This is a genomic window from Clostridium sp. TW13, from assembly GCF_024345225.1.
In the GTDB taxonomy this organism is placed as follows: Bacteria; Bacillota; Clostridia; order Clostridiales; family Clostridiaceae; genus Inconstantimicrobium; species Inconstantimicrobium mannanitabidum.
The window spans coordinates 2,944,479-2,960,601 of record NZ_BROD01000001.1 but is presented as its reverse complement, the minus strand read 5'-3'; the positions used below and the strand labels follow the sequence as shown (position 1 = coordinate 2,960,601).

The window sequence follows — 16,123 nt, the reverse complement described above, 5'->3', positions numbered from 1 at the left end:
TTTTTCTATAATCCACCAATATAAATTTTTCATAACAAGGTTATTGACAAAATAAAATAAAAATAATATATTAAAACTATACCAAATGAGTAAACTTTCGAGGAGATATTATGAAAATAACACAAGAAGCAGATTATGGTTTACGTGTAGTACTTTATTTATCAAAATTGGAATATGGTGCAAAGGTCGATGCAGCGACAATTTCTGAGCATGAGGGACTTCCTCTTAGGTTTTTGTTAAAGCTTTTAAGGAAACTTATTGCACCTGAAATTATAAAATCCTATAGAGGAGTTAATGGTGGTTATTCACTTAATAAGCTCCCAGAAGAAATTACATTAAGAGATGTTATAGAAGCTATTGATGGCCCTATTTGTGTAAATAGATGTATTTATGATCCTGCTTATTGTAATGCTAGAAAAGGCAATAAGTGTGAAATTCATAGAGCTCTTGGAGGGGTACAAGAAAGTCTTGTCTTACAATTATCAAATATTAATTTCAAAGATTTAAAAGAGGGGAAATACTAATTCCCCATTTTATATAATTAAAACTATACCAAAAAGGTATAGTATAAGGAGGATATTTTTAATGAATACTTGTGGAAATTGTACATCATGTAGTAGTGCTGATAAGGTATTAGAAAATTTTATTGCTAATTCAGAGGTAGAAACTTCTCATCACAGAGTGAAGAGCCAAAGTCCTAAATGTGGTTTTGGTCTACAAGGGGTTTGCTGTCGTTTATGTTCAAATGGCCCATGTAGGATAACACCAAAAGCTCCTCGTGGGGTATGTGGAGCTAATGCAGATACGATTGTTGCTCGTAATTTCTTAAGAGCTGTAGCAGCTGGTTCTGGATGCTATTTGCATATAGTTGAAAATACTGCATTAAACTTAAAGAAAACTGGAGAAAATAAAGGAATTATTAAGGGTGTTGATACCTTAAATCATCTAGCTGAAATTTTTGGGATAAATGAAGAAGATACACATAAGAAAGCAGTTCTTGTGTCAGATGCAGTTTTAAGAGATTTATATAAGCCTAGATATGAGAAAATGGAGCTTGTTAAGAAAATAGCATATGCACCAAGGGTTAAGGTTTGGGAGAAACTCGACATTCTACCCGGTGGAGCAAAATCAGAGGTTTTTGATGCTATAGTTAAGACTTCAACTAATTTAAGTAGTGACCCAGTGGATATGTTATTAAATTGCTTAAACTTAGGAATCTCTACAGGTTTATATGGACTTACTTTAACTAATCTTTTAAATGATGTTATGCTTGGAGAACCTGTAATACGTCAAGCGCAGGTTGGTTTTAAGGTAGTCGACACAGATTATATAAATATAATGATTACAGGTCATCAACATTCAATAATAGCTCATTTACAAGATAGACTTTTAGATGAAGATATTACTGCTAAGGCAAAAGCTGTTGGGGCAAAAGGTTTTAGACTTGTTGGATGTACATGTGTTGGACAAGATCTACAACTTAGAGGTGAGCACTATAAAGAAGTTTTTTCAGGACATGCAGGAAACAATTTTACAAGTGAAGCCCTTATTTCTACAGGTGGAATAGATATAATTCTTTCAGAGTTTAATTGTACGCTTCCTGGAATAGAACCTATTGCAGATGAGTTTGAAGTTAAGATGATATGTCTTGATGATGTGGCAAAGAAGGCTAATGCAGATTATATTAAATATGCCTATGAAGATAGAGAATTAATAACAGACAATGTTATTGAAGAAGCAATAAAGAGCTATTCAAGTAGAAGAAAGAACGTGAAGATAAGTATACCAATGGAACATGGGTTTGACGATGTTGTCACAGGAGTAAGTGAGAATTCTTTAAGAGAGTTTTTAGGTGGAACTTGGAAACCTCTAGTTGATCTAATTGCTAGTGGTAAAATAAAAGGGGTTGCTGGGGTAGTTGGATGTTCAAATCTTACTGCAAAAGGACATGATGTATTTACAGTGGAATTGACAAAAGAACTTATAAAGAGAGATATAATTGTTCTTTCAGCAGGATGTTCTAGCGGAGGATTAGAAAATGTAGGATTAATGTCACCATCTGCTGCTAGTCTTGCAGGTGATAACTTGAAGGAAGTATGTGAAAGCTTAGGAATTCCTCCAGTATTGAATTTTGGACCTTGTCTAGCAATTGGAAGGCTTGAAATTGTTGCATCACAACTTGCAGAGTATTTAGGAATAGATATTCCACAACTTCCATTAGTATTATCTGCACCTCAATGGTTGGAAGAGCAGGCTCTTGCGGATGGTGCATTTGGGTTAGCGTTAGGTCTTCCATTACATCTTGCGATTCCCCCATTTATTACTGGAAGTGAAGTTGTAACTAAGGTATTAACTGAGGATTTAAAAGATTTAACTGGTGGTCAATTAATTCTTGAAGAGGATGTAATGAAAGCAGCTGACCGTTTGGAAGAAATCATTCTTAACAGAAGGAATGGTTTAGGATTACTATAATAATTGTAATTAGTGGATGATTATAATTAGTTTACAAGGCAAGCAAGTAAATTATATTAATATATAAAAAAGACCTGCATTATAGTAGGTCTTTTTTTGTAGGGTTTAGGGTTTTATATAATTAATAGTATACCAGCGACTATTAACCAGTAAGGAAATATAATCTGGATACTAGTGGCTGCAATTTAATTCATTGCTGATTTTATTATGTTCATTATATCTTCTAAAGAACCTTGCTTAGGATTTGTAAGTCCACAAGCATCTTTTAAAGCATTTTCAGCTAAAGTTTGTATATCCTCTTCTTTAGCACCTAATTCACCTAATCCTTTTGGAATATTGATGTAAGATGATAATTGCTCTATAGCTTCTATAGCTTTTTTACCAGATTCTATTGAAGAAAGATTATCAGTATTTACTCCCATAGCTTTTGCAACATCTGCTAGTTTTTCATGGGAAACTTCTAAATTGTATTTTTGAACATGTGGCAGTAATATAGCATTACATACTCCATGTGGTAAGTTATAGAATCCACCTAATTGGTGAGCTATAGCGTGAACATATCCTAAGCTTGCATTGTTAAATGCCATGCCAGCTAAATATTCAGCATAAGCCATTTGTTCTCTAGCTGTTTCATCGTTACCCTTATCTACAGCTTTTGCTAAATAAGTACTTATTATTGAAATAGCCTTTAATGCACAGGCATCTGTTACAGGTGTTGCGGATGTTGATACATATGCTTCAATAGCATGAGTTAGTGCATCCATACCAGTTGCTGCAGTTAATGATTTTGGCATTGCCATCATTAGTACAGGATCATTTATTGCCATAATTGGATTTACGTTTTTATCTACAATGGCCATTTTTATATGTCTTTCTTCATCTGTTATGATGCAGAATACTGTCATTTCACTTGCAGTGCCAGCAGTAGTATTTACTGTTACAAGAGGCATACAAGGTTTAGAAGATTTGTTTACACCTTCATAATCACCTATTTTTCCTCCATTAGTTGCTAGTAAAGCAATTGCTTTAGCACAATCGTGTGCAGATCCACCACCTAATGATATTACGAAATCACAATTGTTTTCTTTTAGCATATCAAAGGCTTCTTCAACTGCTTGAACTGTAGGATTAGGTTTTATACCATCGTAGATAGCATAATCTATTCCATTAGTGTCCAAAACATCTGTTAATTTTTTTGCTAATTCTATTTCAAGTAAGAATTTATCTGTTACTATTAAAGCTTTTTTTAGTCCTAGAGATGATAATTCTTCACCAGCATCATTAAGGCATCCTTTTCCCATTAAACTTAATGGAGGCATAAAAAATTTATATCCCATTAATAATTCCTCCTTTGTTGTTACACCATATTGTATATAATACATTAAGCAAAAATAATTAACTAATCTATTTTTCTATAAAATAGCTAAAATTTCAAATACAATATATCTTTCATTAGATCTTTGTACTATGATATAATTTTGTATGAAATTTATTTGCTGAGGTGAATGATGAATAGGTTTGATAGAAATTTAGAATTAATGGATGGGTTGGAAACAGAATATTTACGTATCATGTATTATGATTTCGATAGTTATTATAGTGATAAATATAGATCCTATGAATATAACCGCCTGTGTACCATTATTAATGGTGAAAAAAAAGTTAAAATAAATAATGAAGATACAATCACCTATTCGAAAGATCAATTTATATTACTTAAGCCAAATTCCGATGTCAATATGGAAATCACAAAACCTACTAAAGCTATGGTTTTGGAGCTTTCAGATAGGTTAATTACACAAATTAATGATAAAATTAATTTGGATTTTGAAGATGAAGTAAATATAAACGAAATTTCAATACCAGTAATAAAGGATTCTAATATAAGTCATGCAGTAAATAGACTAGCGCTGACAGCAAGTAGTAGTGATAAAAATAAGGAATTCATTATTGATTTATATGCTCAAGAAATAACCTATAATCTATTCAAAAACAGAGTACTTCATAATTCAACCAAGGAAAAATCAGTTTCTGACATTCAAAAAGCTATTTGCTTGATGAAAGAGCATATTTTAGATAACATAACTGTAAGTGAAATAGCATTTACTCTTAATATGTCGCTTACTAACTTTTCAATGAAATTTAAGAAAGCAGTAGGGATAAGTCCAAATTCATATCTTACAAATTTAAAGCTTACTAAAGCTCAAGAATTGTTAAAAGTAAAAAATGTAACAGAAGTTGCATATATTTTAGGATATGAAAATATCTCACATTTTATAAAGTTATATAAAAATAAATTTGGAATTACTCCAAAACAATATAGTTTAAAATATAATGATACATATTAAATATAGGTATAGGGTTGTTGAGTTAGCGTACGGATATTGCTAATTCAGTGACTCTATTTTTTATATCTTAATATATTTTTAGAATGGATAAATATAACTGAATGTAAAGCATAGAATTTATTATAGAATTAGTTTCATATGGTGAATTGGTACATTTGATAAAATATCTTTGGTTATTAGGTAATTCGAGTAAAGTAAGATTAATTTAAATTTGGAGGTATTTTGGTGAAGATTTATATAATGTGTACTCCAAAAGCATATACACTTCATAGTAGAGTTATAGTGAAAATTAAAAATCCAACTATGCTGTATAATTTTTTTAATGTAATAATGCCTGCAATTCCAGCAATTATAGATGGTATTCATGTGCAGATTGATAGAATTAAGATAGGATAAGTTAAAATGAGTGAGTTCTTTAGTATTTGGAACTCACTCATTTTCTAATATTTACTGAGACTTATCGTAATGATATGGTAACTGTTGTATTTTCAATATGAAATATATAGTTTTTATGACAAAAACATAATGTTTATTCATAAAAACATCAAAAAATCAAGAAATATGATAAAATTAAATTCAGGATGTGTTTATATGATACTTGGACATAATATAATTGCAAGCAGGATGTTAGGAATAAATAATAATAAGATTTCTAAAACAACTGAAAAATTAAGTACAGGCTATAGAATAATTTTTCGGTTATTAAATTTGCACTATTAACATTAGCTGTTTTACCAATATGATCGTAGTGAGTATTTGAAATTATTAAAAATTAATCTTATAACATTATTTTTTTCGGCCATATGAAATCTCACTATAAGGCATCTAAAAACACATAGGCTTATATGCTAGTCTATTTGGGCTTTTTAGTTATTTTGCGATGGCTAAATGATTTATTTTTGGAAGATATATTACCAATAATATTTAACTATATCATATATAGAATACGATTAAACTAAACGGGAAGAACATGTAGTTTTAATATAAGTAAGTATAAGAAAACATAACCTTTATGGAAGTGCCAGATGATGATATACTAAAATATAGCTATTACAGATATTGGACAAAGTTTGGAGGAAGTATTTATGATTCAAGATATAGGACCATATAAGTATGATAATAATTATAGAAATCAGCAGCCATCAGATAATAGTATTGTTATGTACTTTGATGAACAGTTAGCGATGGTAAAAGAAGATAATGGAGAAATTGGATTTTCTAAATATTCAGAATGGAAAAATATAAATGTTGAATTTATATTTTTGTTTTCAATAGATGATACAACATATTATTTAGCTAATTCGCATTCAAAAGTTTTATTAGATGGATACACTATGAAAAACATACAAATTTTCAGAACTGCAGTTCCAAGGTATAAAGCTTTTGCTGGAATTACAGCATTTCAGTTAAACAATTGGTATAAAGAGAATAGATTCTGTGGTAAGTGTGGAAGCGCAATGGAGAGATCTTCAAAGGAAAGAAAATTGTATTGTTCAAATTGTCATCATGAACAATATCCTAAAATATCTCCAGCAATGATAGTAGCAATTTCAGATGGAGATAAGATATTATTGTCTAGGTATGCTCAAGGTGATTATAGAAGATATGCTTTGATTGCTGGATACACAGAGATTGGAGAGACTATAGAAGAAACTGTAGAAAGAGAAGTTATGGAGGAAGTAGGCATTAGAGTTAAAAACATAAGATATTATAAAAGCCAACCATGGTCATTTTCAGGTTCATTGCTTCTAGGTTTCTTTGCTGAACTTGATGGAGACGGAACAATAACCCTTGATAAAGAAGAGTTGGCAGAGGCAGTTTGGGTTCATAGAGATGAAATAAAGGTTGAGGCTAATAATATAAGTTTAACTAACGAAATGATATTAGCATTTAAAAATAATATTTTGACGGAAGTGAAGTGATTAAGGAATTATGAATTTTGAGGATGATAATAAAATAAAAAAGGCTGAGGAAATTGAAACCAGTGAAACTTTTCTAAATCATTATAATTGGGAAAACATTAAACAAGAATCTAGATACATTAATGATTTAGAGGAAGTTAAAACAGAAGCACTTGGTTTTCAAGAAGAGGTAGAAGAGTTTATTAGTAAGGTTCAAGTTATATATAATGATTTTTTCTCACGAATTAATATAGGAAATTGGAGAGGTCTTTTAAAATCAGAAGCCGTTTGGTCTATGGGAGATAGACAACTTCTTAATAGCATAATGTTAGAGTTTTTAATGACCAACCACTATCTACCTCAGGAGGTATGGAAACTTCTTGAGGATAACTTTAATTGGAATGAGCAAAAACAATATCTTTATGAATGTTATCCTAAAGAATTTGTGGATTATCTTTTTAAGCAAATAAATAATAACAATGGTCTTAGATATTGTTTTCTTAATGAGAAGTTAGGATGCGATTATGAAAAGTTTTTACAGTATAGAGAAGCTGCATTTGAGGCACTTGAGAATAATGATTTTGAGTATGCAAGTAAATGTATAGATAATGCATACGACATATATGAGAATGATCCGGATTTGCTTCTTATGAGAGGAAAATATTATCTGCATATGGGTGATGTGGAAAAATCCCTTTATATTTTTGAGAACATATTGCAACTGGACCAGGAAGATATATATGCTCATTTTTATAGGTCCAAGATATTATATGATAAAGGACAAATACATATTGCATTAAATGATTGTAAGTTTCTTGAAGAACATAATTATAATAGTTCAGAATTTTTGCTTCTTTATGCAAAATGTTGTTTTAAGTCTAATGATTTTAATAAAGCGAAAAAACTACTTACGCAGATTTCAGCTACAGATCCTATTACAAAAGCGGAAGTATATACTTTGATCAGAAAGATTAATTTGCAATTTGCAAATGAACTTAGAGAAAAGCTAAGGTATGATAAAAGAAATAAAACAATAAAATCAGAATTAGACAAGCTGTATAGGGAACTTGGGATGCTTGATAGTAATCAGGTTAGAAAAAAAATACTATTTAAGCTTTTAGGAAGAGTTTGCATTTGTTTGTTTATTTTGGTCTCTCAAGCCATAATTGTATATGCAGCTGCAGAAAGTGCAGGCTTTAAGAATTTTACTTTTTTTAGGAGTATCCAGCAATTCATAATGTTTAATGATGAAGATCATCTTATAAAAAATTCAGCAGATATTAATAATCTACCTGTAGATGTAAGCGCAGTGCATGGAAAAGTTACTAATGCTGCATTTTTGGACATGTATCGTATTCCAAAAAAGAACAAGAATAATCAAGTTTCTTTTTCATATTTTTCTTCAAAAAAAGCCCATGCCAAAGGGGTATTTGATAAGATGAACGGATATGTATGTATTGGGTCTATTGGAGATAAAAAAGTTATCATGATAGTAGATTATGATGAAGCTGAGAAAATATATGAAACCAAAACACTTGATTTTAAGGGAGTTCTTCATAAAATGCCAGAGGATGATTTATTAACTGATGTGATTAAAGGAAAAGAACTTTATAAATATAGAAAAAGCATTGTTACTGATAAATATATAGATACAAAAGTAAGCATACCAGGTATTAGGAAAATGGTAATGATTATGATGATGGTAATGTTATTGACTCAAGTATTGATTATTATTCAAGGGCTAATCTCATCATACTTATTAATAAAAAACAACAGAAAAGGATTGAGTAAGTAAGGTTGTACTAGCTTATCTGTAATTTACAGGGGGATGAATCATTGGGAAGAATAATTTTAGCCAAACTAGCGGAGTTAATCATTGGGACTAATAAACGTATTACAAGATTTCTTATTTCAGTTGCAATTTTAGTGTTTGTTGCTGCCTTGTGGAGAAAAAACAAGGAGTTTGTAGTTATTTTTTTATTTGCTTTATTTATATATTGGTTATTTGCTAAATGTATCTTTAGGAAACCAGAGGATAAACTTGAAGATATCAAGCACTTGTTGCAATTAGAAAAGTTTGAAAAGGCGTTAGAAAAGATAGAAGAAGTAATGACCAAGGATTTATCCAAAGTTAAAAAAGATAAAATAAATTCAATTTACTATACATGCATTTATTATAAAGCTACCTGCCTTTGGCATAAAGCTTTTACCACTGGAAATACAGAATATTTAAGGGAAAGTGCAAAGCTATATGAAGAGCTACTTGATTTCTATTTCAAAGAAAATAAAAATACAGATTATATTATGTCGTCAATAGGTTTTATATATTACAATTTAGGCTTTCTGGAAGATGACCAAGAGGTTATAAAAGATGCTATAAAGGTTTTAGACATATCATTAGACAACGAGAGGAATACAAAAGAAACAAACATTTCATCAATTTATTTGGGACTTGCCAATTGTTATCAAGTATTAGCTAAGCATTCTAATAGTGAAGAATATTTAAAAAAATCATTAGAAGAACTTAAGAATGCATATATTCAAATTACTAGAGGCAAACATCCTTATGAAGAAGCAGTCTTAAATATTATTAGAACTTCAGTTTTGAGAAAGTTAAATGAAATTAATCATAATGAAGAATATAAAATGCAGGCTATTAATTATTTAAATGATGCAATGAAATATTTAAATACTATGTATAATATATATTATAAGAAATACTTTCCTAATAGATATATTACTATGAGGGTTTATATGTCAAAGGTGTATTTTGAGATGTATAAAATAAATGGTTCAAAGGAAGAGTTAAGTAGATTTAATGAAGCAGTACATGAAATTCAAGAATGTATGTTAAAAGAAAACAATGCATATTCTAGAAAGCAAATAGATGAGATGTTAGATGAACTTAAATTAGAAGTCAAAAAGTAAATGAATTTTCAATCACCGTGTTTTCGGGTAACAAAAACGTCTACATTATATAAGTTATATTGAAACTTGTATAATGTAGACTTTTGTTTTACTCTATATTATTGTTTACTTTTTTATCCCAAACATAAATCTTGTGATATGGAATTGACGCATAATTTCATAAGTTATAACGCTTGCTATAAAGGTTAAAAGCATAATAATGCTAAACTGCATTAAGCTATTATTAACAACATTTAGAATATAGTAGCCAATTGCTACTAATAAAGTTTGATGGAAAAAGTAAATAGGAAATGAAGCTTTAGCAAAGTAGTTTAGAATATTATTAGTAAAATCTAAATAGTGTTTACCTAAGCCCAAAATAGCTAATATAATAACCCAAGTTGTTAGATGATTGAAGGCTGAAGATAAAAAAGTAACTGTAAATGAAGCATTCTGATAGTATATTATATTGAATATACCAATACGAATAACAGAAAATAAGACTCCTAAAGTAGTTAGAAGCAGCCGCTTATTTTCCAAGAGTTTTATAGCATTATTAGTACTTAATATAAAATATCCTAATAGATAAAATGATAGATATTTACCAAAACTTTGTCCTCCAATTTCAAAGACACTTAATATAAAGTTGAATATGAATAGTGGTAGTATTGTGTATAAACTAAATTGTTTGTCACTAATATTTATGTTGAATTTGTTGCAGCCCAATATTAATGGTAATGCCATTAATGAAATAATAAATAAAAACAATAGAAACCATAAATGTGCAGGAGTAAGCCCACCTTTATAGCCACTTAAATCAGTTATTTTTGTAAAGAATAAAGTATATTGTTCAAGATAGCTTCCTGCATAACCGTTATGTTGTTTTTCAGCAAAAAATGTTTGAATAGGAACAGTTAAGATAACTCCAAATATGAATGGAATAAGGAGTTTGAAGAAACGTTCCTTAATAAATTGTTTTGTTGAACGTTTGGATAATGCTATTGAGGCACTAATGCCTGCAATTGTAAATAATAGTGGCATAAACCATTCACAAGTAAGCAATATAAAAGTATCGCAAATGCTATTTGGTTTTCCAACTACATAAAATGTTTCGAATGAATTAAATATACGACAAGTATGAAAAGGAAATAATAATAAAATTCCTAAAGTTCGTATATTATCAATATAATGTTTTCTCAAATTAGTTACTCCTTTTTCAATAAATTTCTTCTGTTGCTTAACAATTAGAAGAGGTTTATATATTAAATTTATTTTCTTGAGTATACACAAATGCATTGTATAGAAAAATGGTACAACCCTACTATTTTTACTCATAGCAGTATAAAAAAAGACATAGTACTTTCATACTATATCTTTGTGAACCATTAAAAACACTAGTTTTAGAATGCTAGTTATTTATATTATTATTTTGGTTAGAGAATAAGTTTATTAATTCATATCTATTTTTAGTACCTACTTTTCTATAAATATTATAAATATGATTTCTAGCTGTATTAGCAGATATATATAAATTTTCTGCTATTTCTTGGTTACTAAGACCATCTCTTATTAGTCTTACTATTTCTACTTCTCTTTGAGTGAGATGATAGGAATTACAAAGTTCTTCAAAATATTTACTTGAAGTAGAAGTAATGTTAGATTCTATTTCTATAGAATTTGTTTTTTTCAAATGTCTTCTAGCTAAAATAAGAGCTACAAGATTAAATGAGAAATATTCTATAGGTGAGTACGCAATTGGAATAGTAGTAAAATGCCAATATCCAATTAAGTTTGTAATTAAAGATAATGGAGTAATGATACCAGCTAATATTACAATTTTAATAACAAATTGTTTAATTATTTTATTAATTTTACTCCAGTTAGCTATAATCAATATGATATTATAGATAATCCAAATTGATGTAAATATATTTGGAAGAAAAAAGCATGAATGTATAGTTGCTGTTCTTGAAATTAAGTTTAAATTGTATAAAGTATAGGCAGTACCAGAGCATAAAGTAAAAAAAGTTATTGCAGATGTAAAATAGATTACTTTTTTATGTTTTGTAAATTCAATTCCTATTTCAATATAGGCTGAAAGAGTAAAAAAGTAGATTATGCCAATACTTGATATTGTTAATCCTGTGATTTTGATTATTTGTAACCAAGTTAGAAAACCATTAATAAAAACATCTGTATAAAAGTTCAAGTTATCAAAAAATAAAAACAGTGTGAAAAATAGATCAGCCAATACTATAAATTTCAAGGAAAGACTTTTATTTTTTATATAGTAAAATGCTCCTAATGTAATTGCACCTATTCCTGATGTATAAGATAAAAAATACAATAATAATAGTATATGTTTCATAATAACCTCTCTATAATCTCCTAACGCTAGATGGAACACAGCCTTTAAGATGTTTGTACACTCTGTTAAAGGTACGAATGCTATTAAAGCCGCATTCTAATGCAATTTCTGTTAGTGGTTTTGTAGTATTTAGAATCAAGTCTTCTGCTTTCATGACTTTCATGGAATTTATATATGTTTTAAAATTGGTTCCAGTTACGGCATTTATTTGCCTGCTCAAGTTATATTTGTTTATATTAAAGTGTTTAGACACATCTTCTAAAGAAATATCATTTGTATAGGTATTTTCAATATAATTTAAAATATTCTGCATGGATTTTAAATTTGATACTGGTTTTCTTTTAAGATTATATGTATCTTGATATCTCAATAACAATCCACATAATTCAATAAGTTTTGCTTTGATTAGTAAATCAAAATATTTAACTTTCTTCTGTTTTTCTTCCATTATAAAATATAGAATATTTTTAATATCTGATAATCCCTTAGTATTTATATCTTCTTTTGAAATAAAGGGAGATGAAAAGTGTAATGTTTCTGAACAGTTTGCAGAAAGACCAACAAGTTCAGGTTTGAAAATTAATACAAGAATTCTTGAAGTAAAGTTGACACTTTCATAATAATGAATATCTCCACTGCTACATACAACCATGTCACCTGCATTAAGCAAACATCCATTGTTATTTACTCCAACATAAATCTCGCCCTCGATTACATAAACAAGTTCAACTTCAGTATGCCAGTGAGCCAAGAAATTAAAATTTTCATTTTCATAGATGGACATTCCATCCTCCAATAAATCTATACGATTTTCATAAAAAAAGTCCATGACATCACCTCTTAATTAAGTATAAGAAAAATAAGCAACTTTTGTCTAGTCATTCCAAAAATATTGGCGAGTATTATATTAATAATTATTTTATAATTTTGCTAAAGAGTAATTAGGCATCTGAAAGTACATAGTGTTATATGCTAGTGTGTAAACCTATTTACTCTCAGATTACGTATTTATTATTGGGGGAGATTCTATGGAAAATATTTTTTTTAATGCGCATCATTCACCTATAGGAGCATTTTCAACTTTTACTTTAGGTTATAAAGGAAATAGTGGTGGCTTAGGCTTAGAGTTAGGTGGCCCTGCTAATCAAAATATTTATGTTGGACTTGAAAGTTCAGATGGAGGCTATTTCGAGACACTACCATTTTTTGTTGGTTCAGAGGATGAATCAAAAAGATATGATTTAGAAAAAGCATCTTCAACTGAAGATAATATATTAATTCCATTTGATAGTAAAAAAGTTCAAAGAGATTTCAGATTAGGTAGTGATAGTTTTAAAGCTGGAGATTTAACTTTTACAATCTATTCACCAGTTTGTACAGTTCCAGACCCAGAGACAGCTGATATAGAAGAATTAAAAAAAACTATAATACCTGCTGTTTTTGTAGAAATTACAATAGACAATATAAAGCATAATAAAGGTAGAAGAGCTTTCTTTGGTTATCAAGGTAGTGATCCTTATAGTAATATGAGAAGACTAGATGATGTTACTAATAGTGTGGGTATTGGACAAGGTAGATTAAACTCAATATCTACAAAAGATAAGGGTGTAAGTTCAGCTATAGGCTTTAGTATTGAAAAAATATTGACAGAAAGAGTACTAGAAAATTGGAGCTTTGGGCTAGGTGGAGTAGGTGCATTAATTATGGATGTACTTCCAGGTGAAAAACAAACTTATAAATTTGCTATTAGTTTTTACAGGCAAGGTATAGTTACAACAGGGGTAGATGCCACTTATTATTACAGTCGATATTTTAAGAACATCGAAGAGGTATCTAGCTATGCTTTAGATAACTTTGATGAATTAGTTCAAAATTGTATAAACAGTGATGATTTACTCAACAAATCAAATCTATCAGAAGAACAAAAGTTTATGATGATTCATTCCATTAGAAGTTATTATGGAAGCACAGAATTACTAGATCTTGATGGAAAGGCTTTTTGGGTAGTAAATGAAGGTGAGTATAGAATGATGAACACATTTGATTTAACTGTGGATCAGGTATTCTTTGAAATGAAGATGAATCCTTGGACAGTGAAGAATGAACTTAATATGTTTGCAAAACGTTATTCTTATCTTGATACAGTAAGCTTTCCAGAAGATAGTAAAGAGTATCCAGGTGGAATAAGTTTTTCTCATGATATGGGGGTAAGCAATGCAATATCAAGAAAAGGGCATTCTGCCTATGAGATGTATGGAATCAGCGGCTGTTTTTCTCATATGACCCATGAGCAGCTTGTAAATTGGGTATGCACTGCTGCAGTATATATACAAAATACAAAGGATAAAAAATGGCTAGAAGATAATTTATCAATTTTAACTGAATGCTTTAAAAGTATGGTGAATCGAGATCATCCAGAAGCAGAAAAAAGAACTGGTATAATGAAGCTAGATTCAAGTAGAGTAAAGGGTGGGGCAGAGATAACTACCTATGACAGTTTAGATATATCCTTAGGTCAAGCTAGAAATAACTTATATTTAGCAGGCAAGTGTTGGGCCGCTTATGTTGCACTTGAAAAAATCTTTGGAGAAAATAATTTGCAGAATTTATCTAAGGAAGCCGGTCTTCAAGCAGAAAGATGTGCTCAGACAATTGTTAGTCATGCAACTGAAGAAGGATGCATTCCTGCAGTTTTTGAAAATAATAATGCTTCAAAAATTATTCCAGCTATAGAGGGACTAGTGTTCCCTTACTTTACAGATTGCAAAGACGCTCTTGATGAAAATGGCAGATTTGGTGACTATATAAAAGCATTAAAAACACATTTGGATAAAATTTTAATAAAGGGAGTGTGCTTATTTGAGGATTGTGGATGGAAGTTATCCTCAACCAGCAATAATTCTTGGCTTAGTAAGATTTATCTTTGTGAATTTGTAGCTAGAGAGATACTTGGATTAGAGTGGGGTGAAGAAGGGAAGGAAGCAGACTTGGCACATGTAAAATGGTTATTACATCCTCAAGGAAGTTATTGGTGCTGGAGCGATCAAATCATTTCTGGAGAAGCAATAGGTAGTAAATATTATCCTAGAGGAGTCACAAGTATTTTGTGGTTAGAGGAATAGAAAATGCACGAAACCTTTGATTTGCAATTCTTTAGCAAAGAAAATATTCCAACATTATTTGTGCAACAACATGTTGATATGATAAAGGACTTCTTTGAGAATAAAAGAGGCGTATTTAAATAATGGTTTAGTTGATTTAAGCCATAATATTATTACTTATTAACAGGTAGTCTAAATTTAATTAAAATGGGACTACCTGTTTTTTATGTGTATATCCACAATTTAGTGTGATAGAGTTTAAATTTGAAAAGTAAAGTTTTATTAACTAAGTTCGGTCATATGATGCCAGTATCTTCTAGGCATAGAACGATTACGTAATCTAAGATTTTCACGTTCTTTAATATTAACTGCCTTATAAAAGGTTTTCCAAAGAGCTTCAAATTCTCCATCCTTTAAGGTAATAAATCGTTTTGCATCTTCTTTCTTGAAGTCAGATATAATGGCTGAATCTCTATTATAGATAATTGCAATTTCTCTTTTTAAATCATGAATTATAAAATTTTGATCTGAAAATCTCCGTACAAAATGGTCAAGTATTAATGGTAAAGTATTATACACAGGCTCTATAGAAGAATAATAACTTAAGGGAGCCACTTCCTTGAATCTTACAAATCCAGTTAACAGATGCGCTTCTCCAGTAACTCTTTTGATGTATTTATCAACTAAGATAATAATATCATTATTCTTAGCTAAATTTATGTTTACACCATGTTTATAGCAAAGCTTAAGATATTTCAGTACAAGACCATCACATTCTGGAATATCACTAAGATATAATAGATACACATTTTCTAAAACTTCATTGTTAAGTCTTTCTGTAATGCTCTTATAAACCCTATCAAATTTATCATATTCAGTTGTAATGTCTATAGGGTTATAAAGAAAAGAGGGGGCATAGTTTTTAATTCTTGTAATTTTACAATCTTCCTTACAACCATAGGCATAAAAAATAGCAGTAAGTAAGCCTTCAAAAGTACTATCATATATAAATTCTTTCAATGTAGA

Annotated in this window: 13 protein-coding genes; 8 read left to right on the top strand and 5 right to left on the bottom strand. The window is 29.6% G+C overall.

The window, feature by feature from the left end; translation table 11 throughout:
- Nucleotides 1-110: 110 nt before the first annotated feature.
- The gene (locus OCU47_RS14000) at nt 111-524 is read left to right on the top strand and encodes an RrF2 family transcriptional regulator (protein ID WP_261829223.1); all 414 of its coding nucleotides are present in this window, start codon (nt 111-113) and stop codon (nt 522-524) included.
- Nucleotides 525-585: 61 nt separating this feature from the next.
- The gene (gene cooS / locus OCU47_RS13995) at nt 586-2,472 is read left to right on the top strand and encodes an anaerobic carbon-monoxide dehydrogenase catalytic subunit (RefSeq protein ID WP_261829222.1); all 1,887 of its coding nucleotides are present in this window, start codon (nt 586-588) and stop codon (nt 2,470-2,472) included.
- Nucleotides 2,473-2,657: 185 nt separating this feature from the next.
- Here cooS and OCU47_RS13990 read toward each other — a convergent pair whose 3' ends face one another.
- Nucleotides 2,658-3,809, bottom strand: coding sequence for an iron-containing alcohol dehydrogenase (locus OCU47_RS13990; RefSeq protein WP_261829221.1), 1,152 nt, complete (start codon nt 3,807-3,809; stop codon nt 2,658-2,660).
- A gap of 171 nt (nt 3,810-3,980) precedes the next feature.
- On the opposite strand from OCU47_RS13990, the gene OCU47_RS13985 reads away from it, so the two are divergent.
- The 5 genes from OCU47_RS13985 (at nt 3,981) to OCU47_RS13965 (ending at nt 9,649) form a co-directional block, all read left to right on the top strand.
- Complete coding sequence (locus OCU47_RS13985; protein WP_261829220.1) at nt 3,981-4,820, top strand: helix-turn-helix transcriptional regulator; 840 nt, start codon at nt 3,981-3,983, stop codon at nt 4,818-4,820.
- Between the two features lie 225 nt (nt 4,821-5,045).
- A complete protein-coding gene (locus tag OCU47_RS13980) occupies nt 5,046-5,216 on the top strand; it encodes a hypothetical protein (protein ID WP_261829219.1) in 171 nt (56 codons plus the stop codon).
- A 689-nt stretch (nt 5,217-5,905) separates the two neighbouring features.
- On the top strand, nt 5,906-6,742 hold the full coding sequence (nudC, locus tag OCU47_RS13975; protein ID WP_261829218.1) for an NAD(+) diphosphatase: 837 nt from the start codon (nt 5,906-5,908) through the stop codon (nt 6,740-6,742).
- Nucleotides 6,743-6,752: 10 nt separating this feature from the next.
- Nucleotides 6,753-8,516 carry a tetratricopeptide repeat protein gene (locus OCU47_RS13970; RefSeq protein WP_261829217.1) on the top strand — a complete coding sequence of 588 codons (1,764 nt, stop codon included), beginning with the start codon at nt 6,753-6,755 and terminating at the stop codon, nt 8,514-8,516.
- A gap of 41 nt (nt 8,517-8,557) precedes the next feature.
- The gene (locus tag OCU47_RS13965) at nt 8,558-9,649 is read left to right on the top strand and encodes a hypothetical protein (protein ID WP_261829216.1); all 1,092 of its coding nucleotides are present in this window, start codon (nt 8,558-8,560) and stop codon (nt 9,647-9,649) included.
- A gap of 105 nt (nt 9,650-9,754) precedes the next feature.
- Here OCU47_RS13965 and OCU47_RS13960 read toward each other — a convergent pair whose 3' ends face one another.
- From OCU47_RS13960 to OCU47_RS13950, 3 genes are all read right to left on the bottom strand, one after another.
- Nucleotides 9,755-10,828, bottom strand: coding sequence for an acyltransferase family protein (locus OCU47_RS13960; RefSeq protein WP_261829215.1), 1,074 nt, complete (start codon nt 10,826-10,828; stop codon nt 9,755-9,757).
- 208 nt (nt 10,829-11,036) lie between these two features.
- Nucleotides 11,037-11,996 carry a response regulator transcription factor gene (locus OCU47_RS13955; RefSeq protein WP_261829214.1) on the bottom strand — a complete coding sequence of 320 codons (960 nt, stop codon included), beginning with the start codon at nt 11,994-11,996 and terminating at the stop codon, nt 11,037-11,039.
- 10 nt (nt 11,997-12,006) lie between these two features.
- Nucleotides 12,007-12,825, bottom strand: coding sequence for an AraC family transcriptional regulator (locus OCU47_RS13950; RefSeq protein WP_261829213.1), 819 nt, complete (start codon nt 12,823-12,825; stop codon nt 12,007-12,009).
- 199 nt (nt 12,826-13,024) lie between these two features.
- Between OCU47_RS13950 and OCU47_RS13945 the strand changes: the two genes are divergently transcribed.
- Nucleotides 13,025-15,118: a glycoside hydrolase family 52 protein gene (locus OCU47_RS13945; RefSeq protein ID WP_261829212.1), complete on the top strand. Its 2,094-nt coding sequence runs from the start codon at nt 13,025-13,027 to the stop codon at nt 15,116-15,118.
- Nucleotides 15,119-15,379: 261 nt separating this feature from the next.
- Here the strand turns inward: OCU47_RS13945 and OCU47_RS13940 are convergent, their stop codons facing one another.
- On the bottom strand, nt 15,380-16,117 hold the full coding sequence (locus tag OCU47_RS13940) for a TIGR03915 family putative DNA repair protein (protein ID WP_261829211.1): 738 nt from the start codon (nt 16,115-16,117) through the stop codon (nt 15,380-15,382).
- Between the last annotated feature and the right edge of the window lie 6 nt (nt 16,118-16,123).

What these genes read in the sequence shown, in the direction of transcription:
- OCU47_RS14000 (WP_261829223.1), top strand. Translation starts at nt 111, where the DNA reads ATGAAAATAACACAAGAAGCAGATTATGGTTTACGTGTAGTACTTTAT.
- cooS (WP_261829222.1), top strand. Translation starts at nt 586, where the DNA reads ATGAATACTTGTGGAAATTGTACATCATGTAGTAGTGCTGATAAGGTA.
- OCU47_RS13990 (WP_261829221.1), bottom strand. Translation starts at nt 3,809, where the DNA reads ATGGGATATAAATTTTTTATGCCTCCATTAAGTTTAATGGGAAAAGGA.
- OCU47_RS13985 (WP_261829220.1), top strand. Translation starts at nt 3,981, where the DNA reads ATGAATAGGTTTGATAGAAATTTAGAATTAATGGATGGGTTGGAAACA.
- nudC (WP_261829218.1), top strand. Translation starts at nt 5,906, where the DNA reads ATGATTCAAGATATAGGACCATATAAGTATGATAATAATTATAGAAAT.
- OCU47_RS13970 (WP_261829217.1), top strand. Translation starts at nt 6,753, where the DNA reads ATGAATTTTGAGGATGATAATAAAATAAAAAAGGCTGAGGAAATTGAA.
- OCU47_RS13955 (WP_261829214.1), bottom strand. Translation starts at nt 11,996, where the DNA reads ATGAAACATATACTATTATTATTGTATTTTTTATCTTATACATCAGGA.
- OCU47_RS13950 (WP_261829213.1), bottom strand. Translation starts at nt 12,825, where the DNA reads ATGGACTTTTTTTATGAAAATCGTATAGATTTATTGGAGGATGGAATG.
- OCU47_RS13945 (WP_261829212.1), top strand. Translation starts at nt 13,025, where the DNA reads ATGGAAAATATTTTTTTTAATGCGCATCATTCACCTATAGGAGCATTT.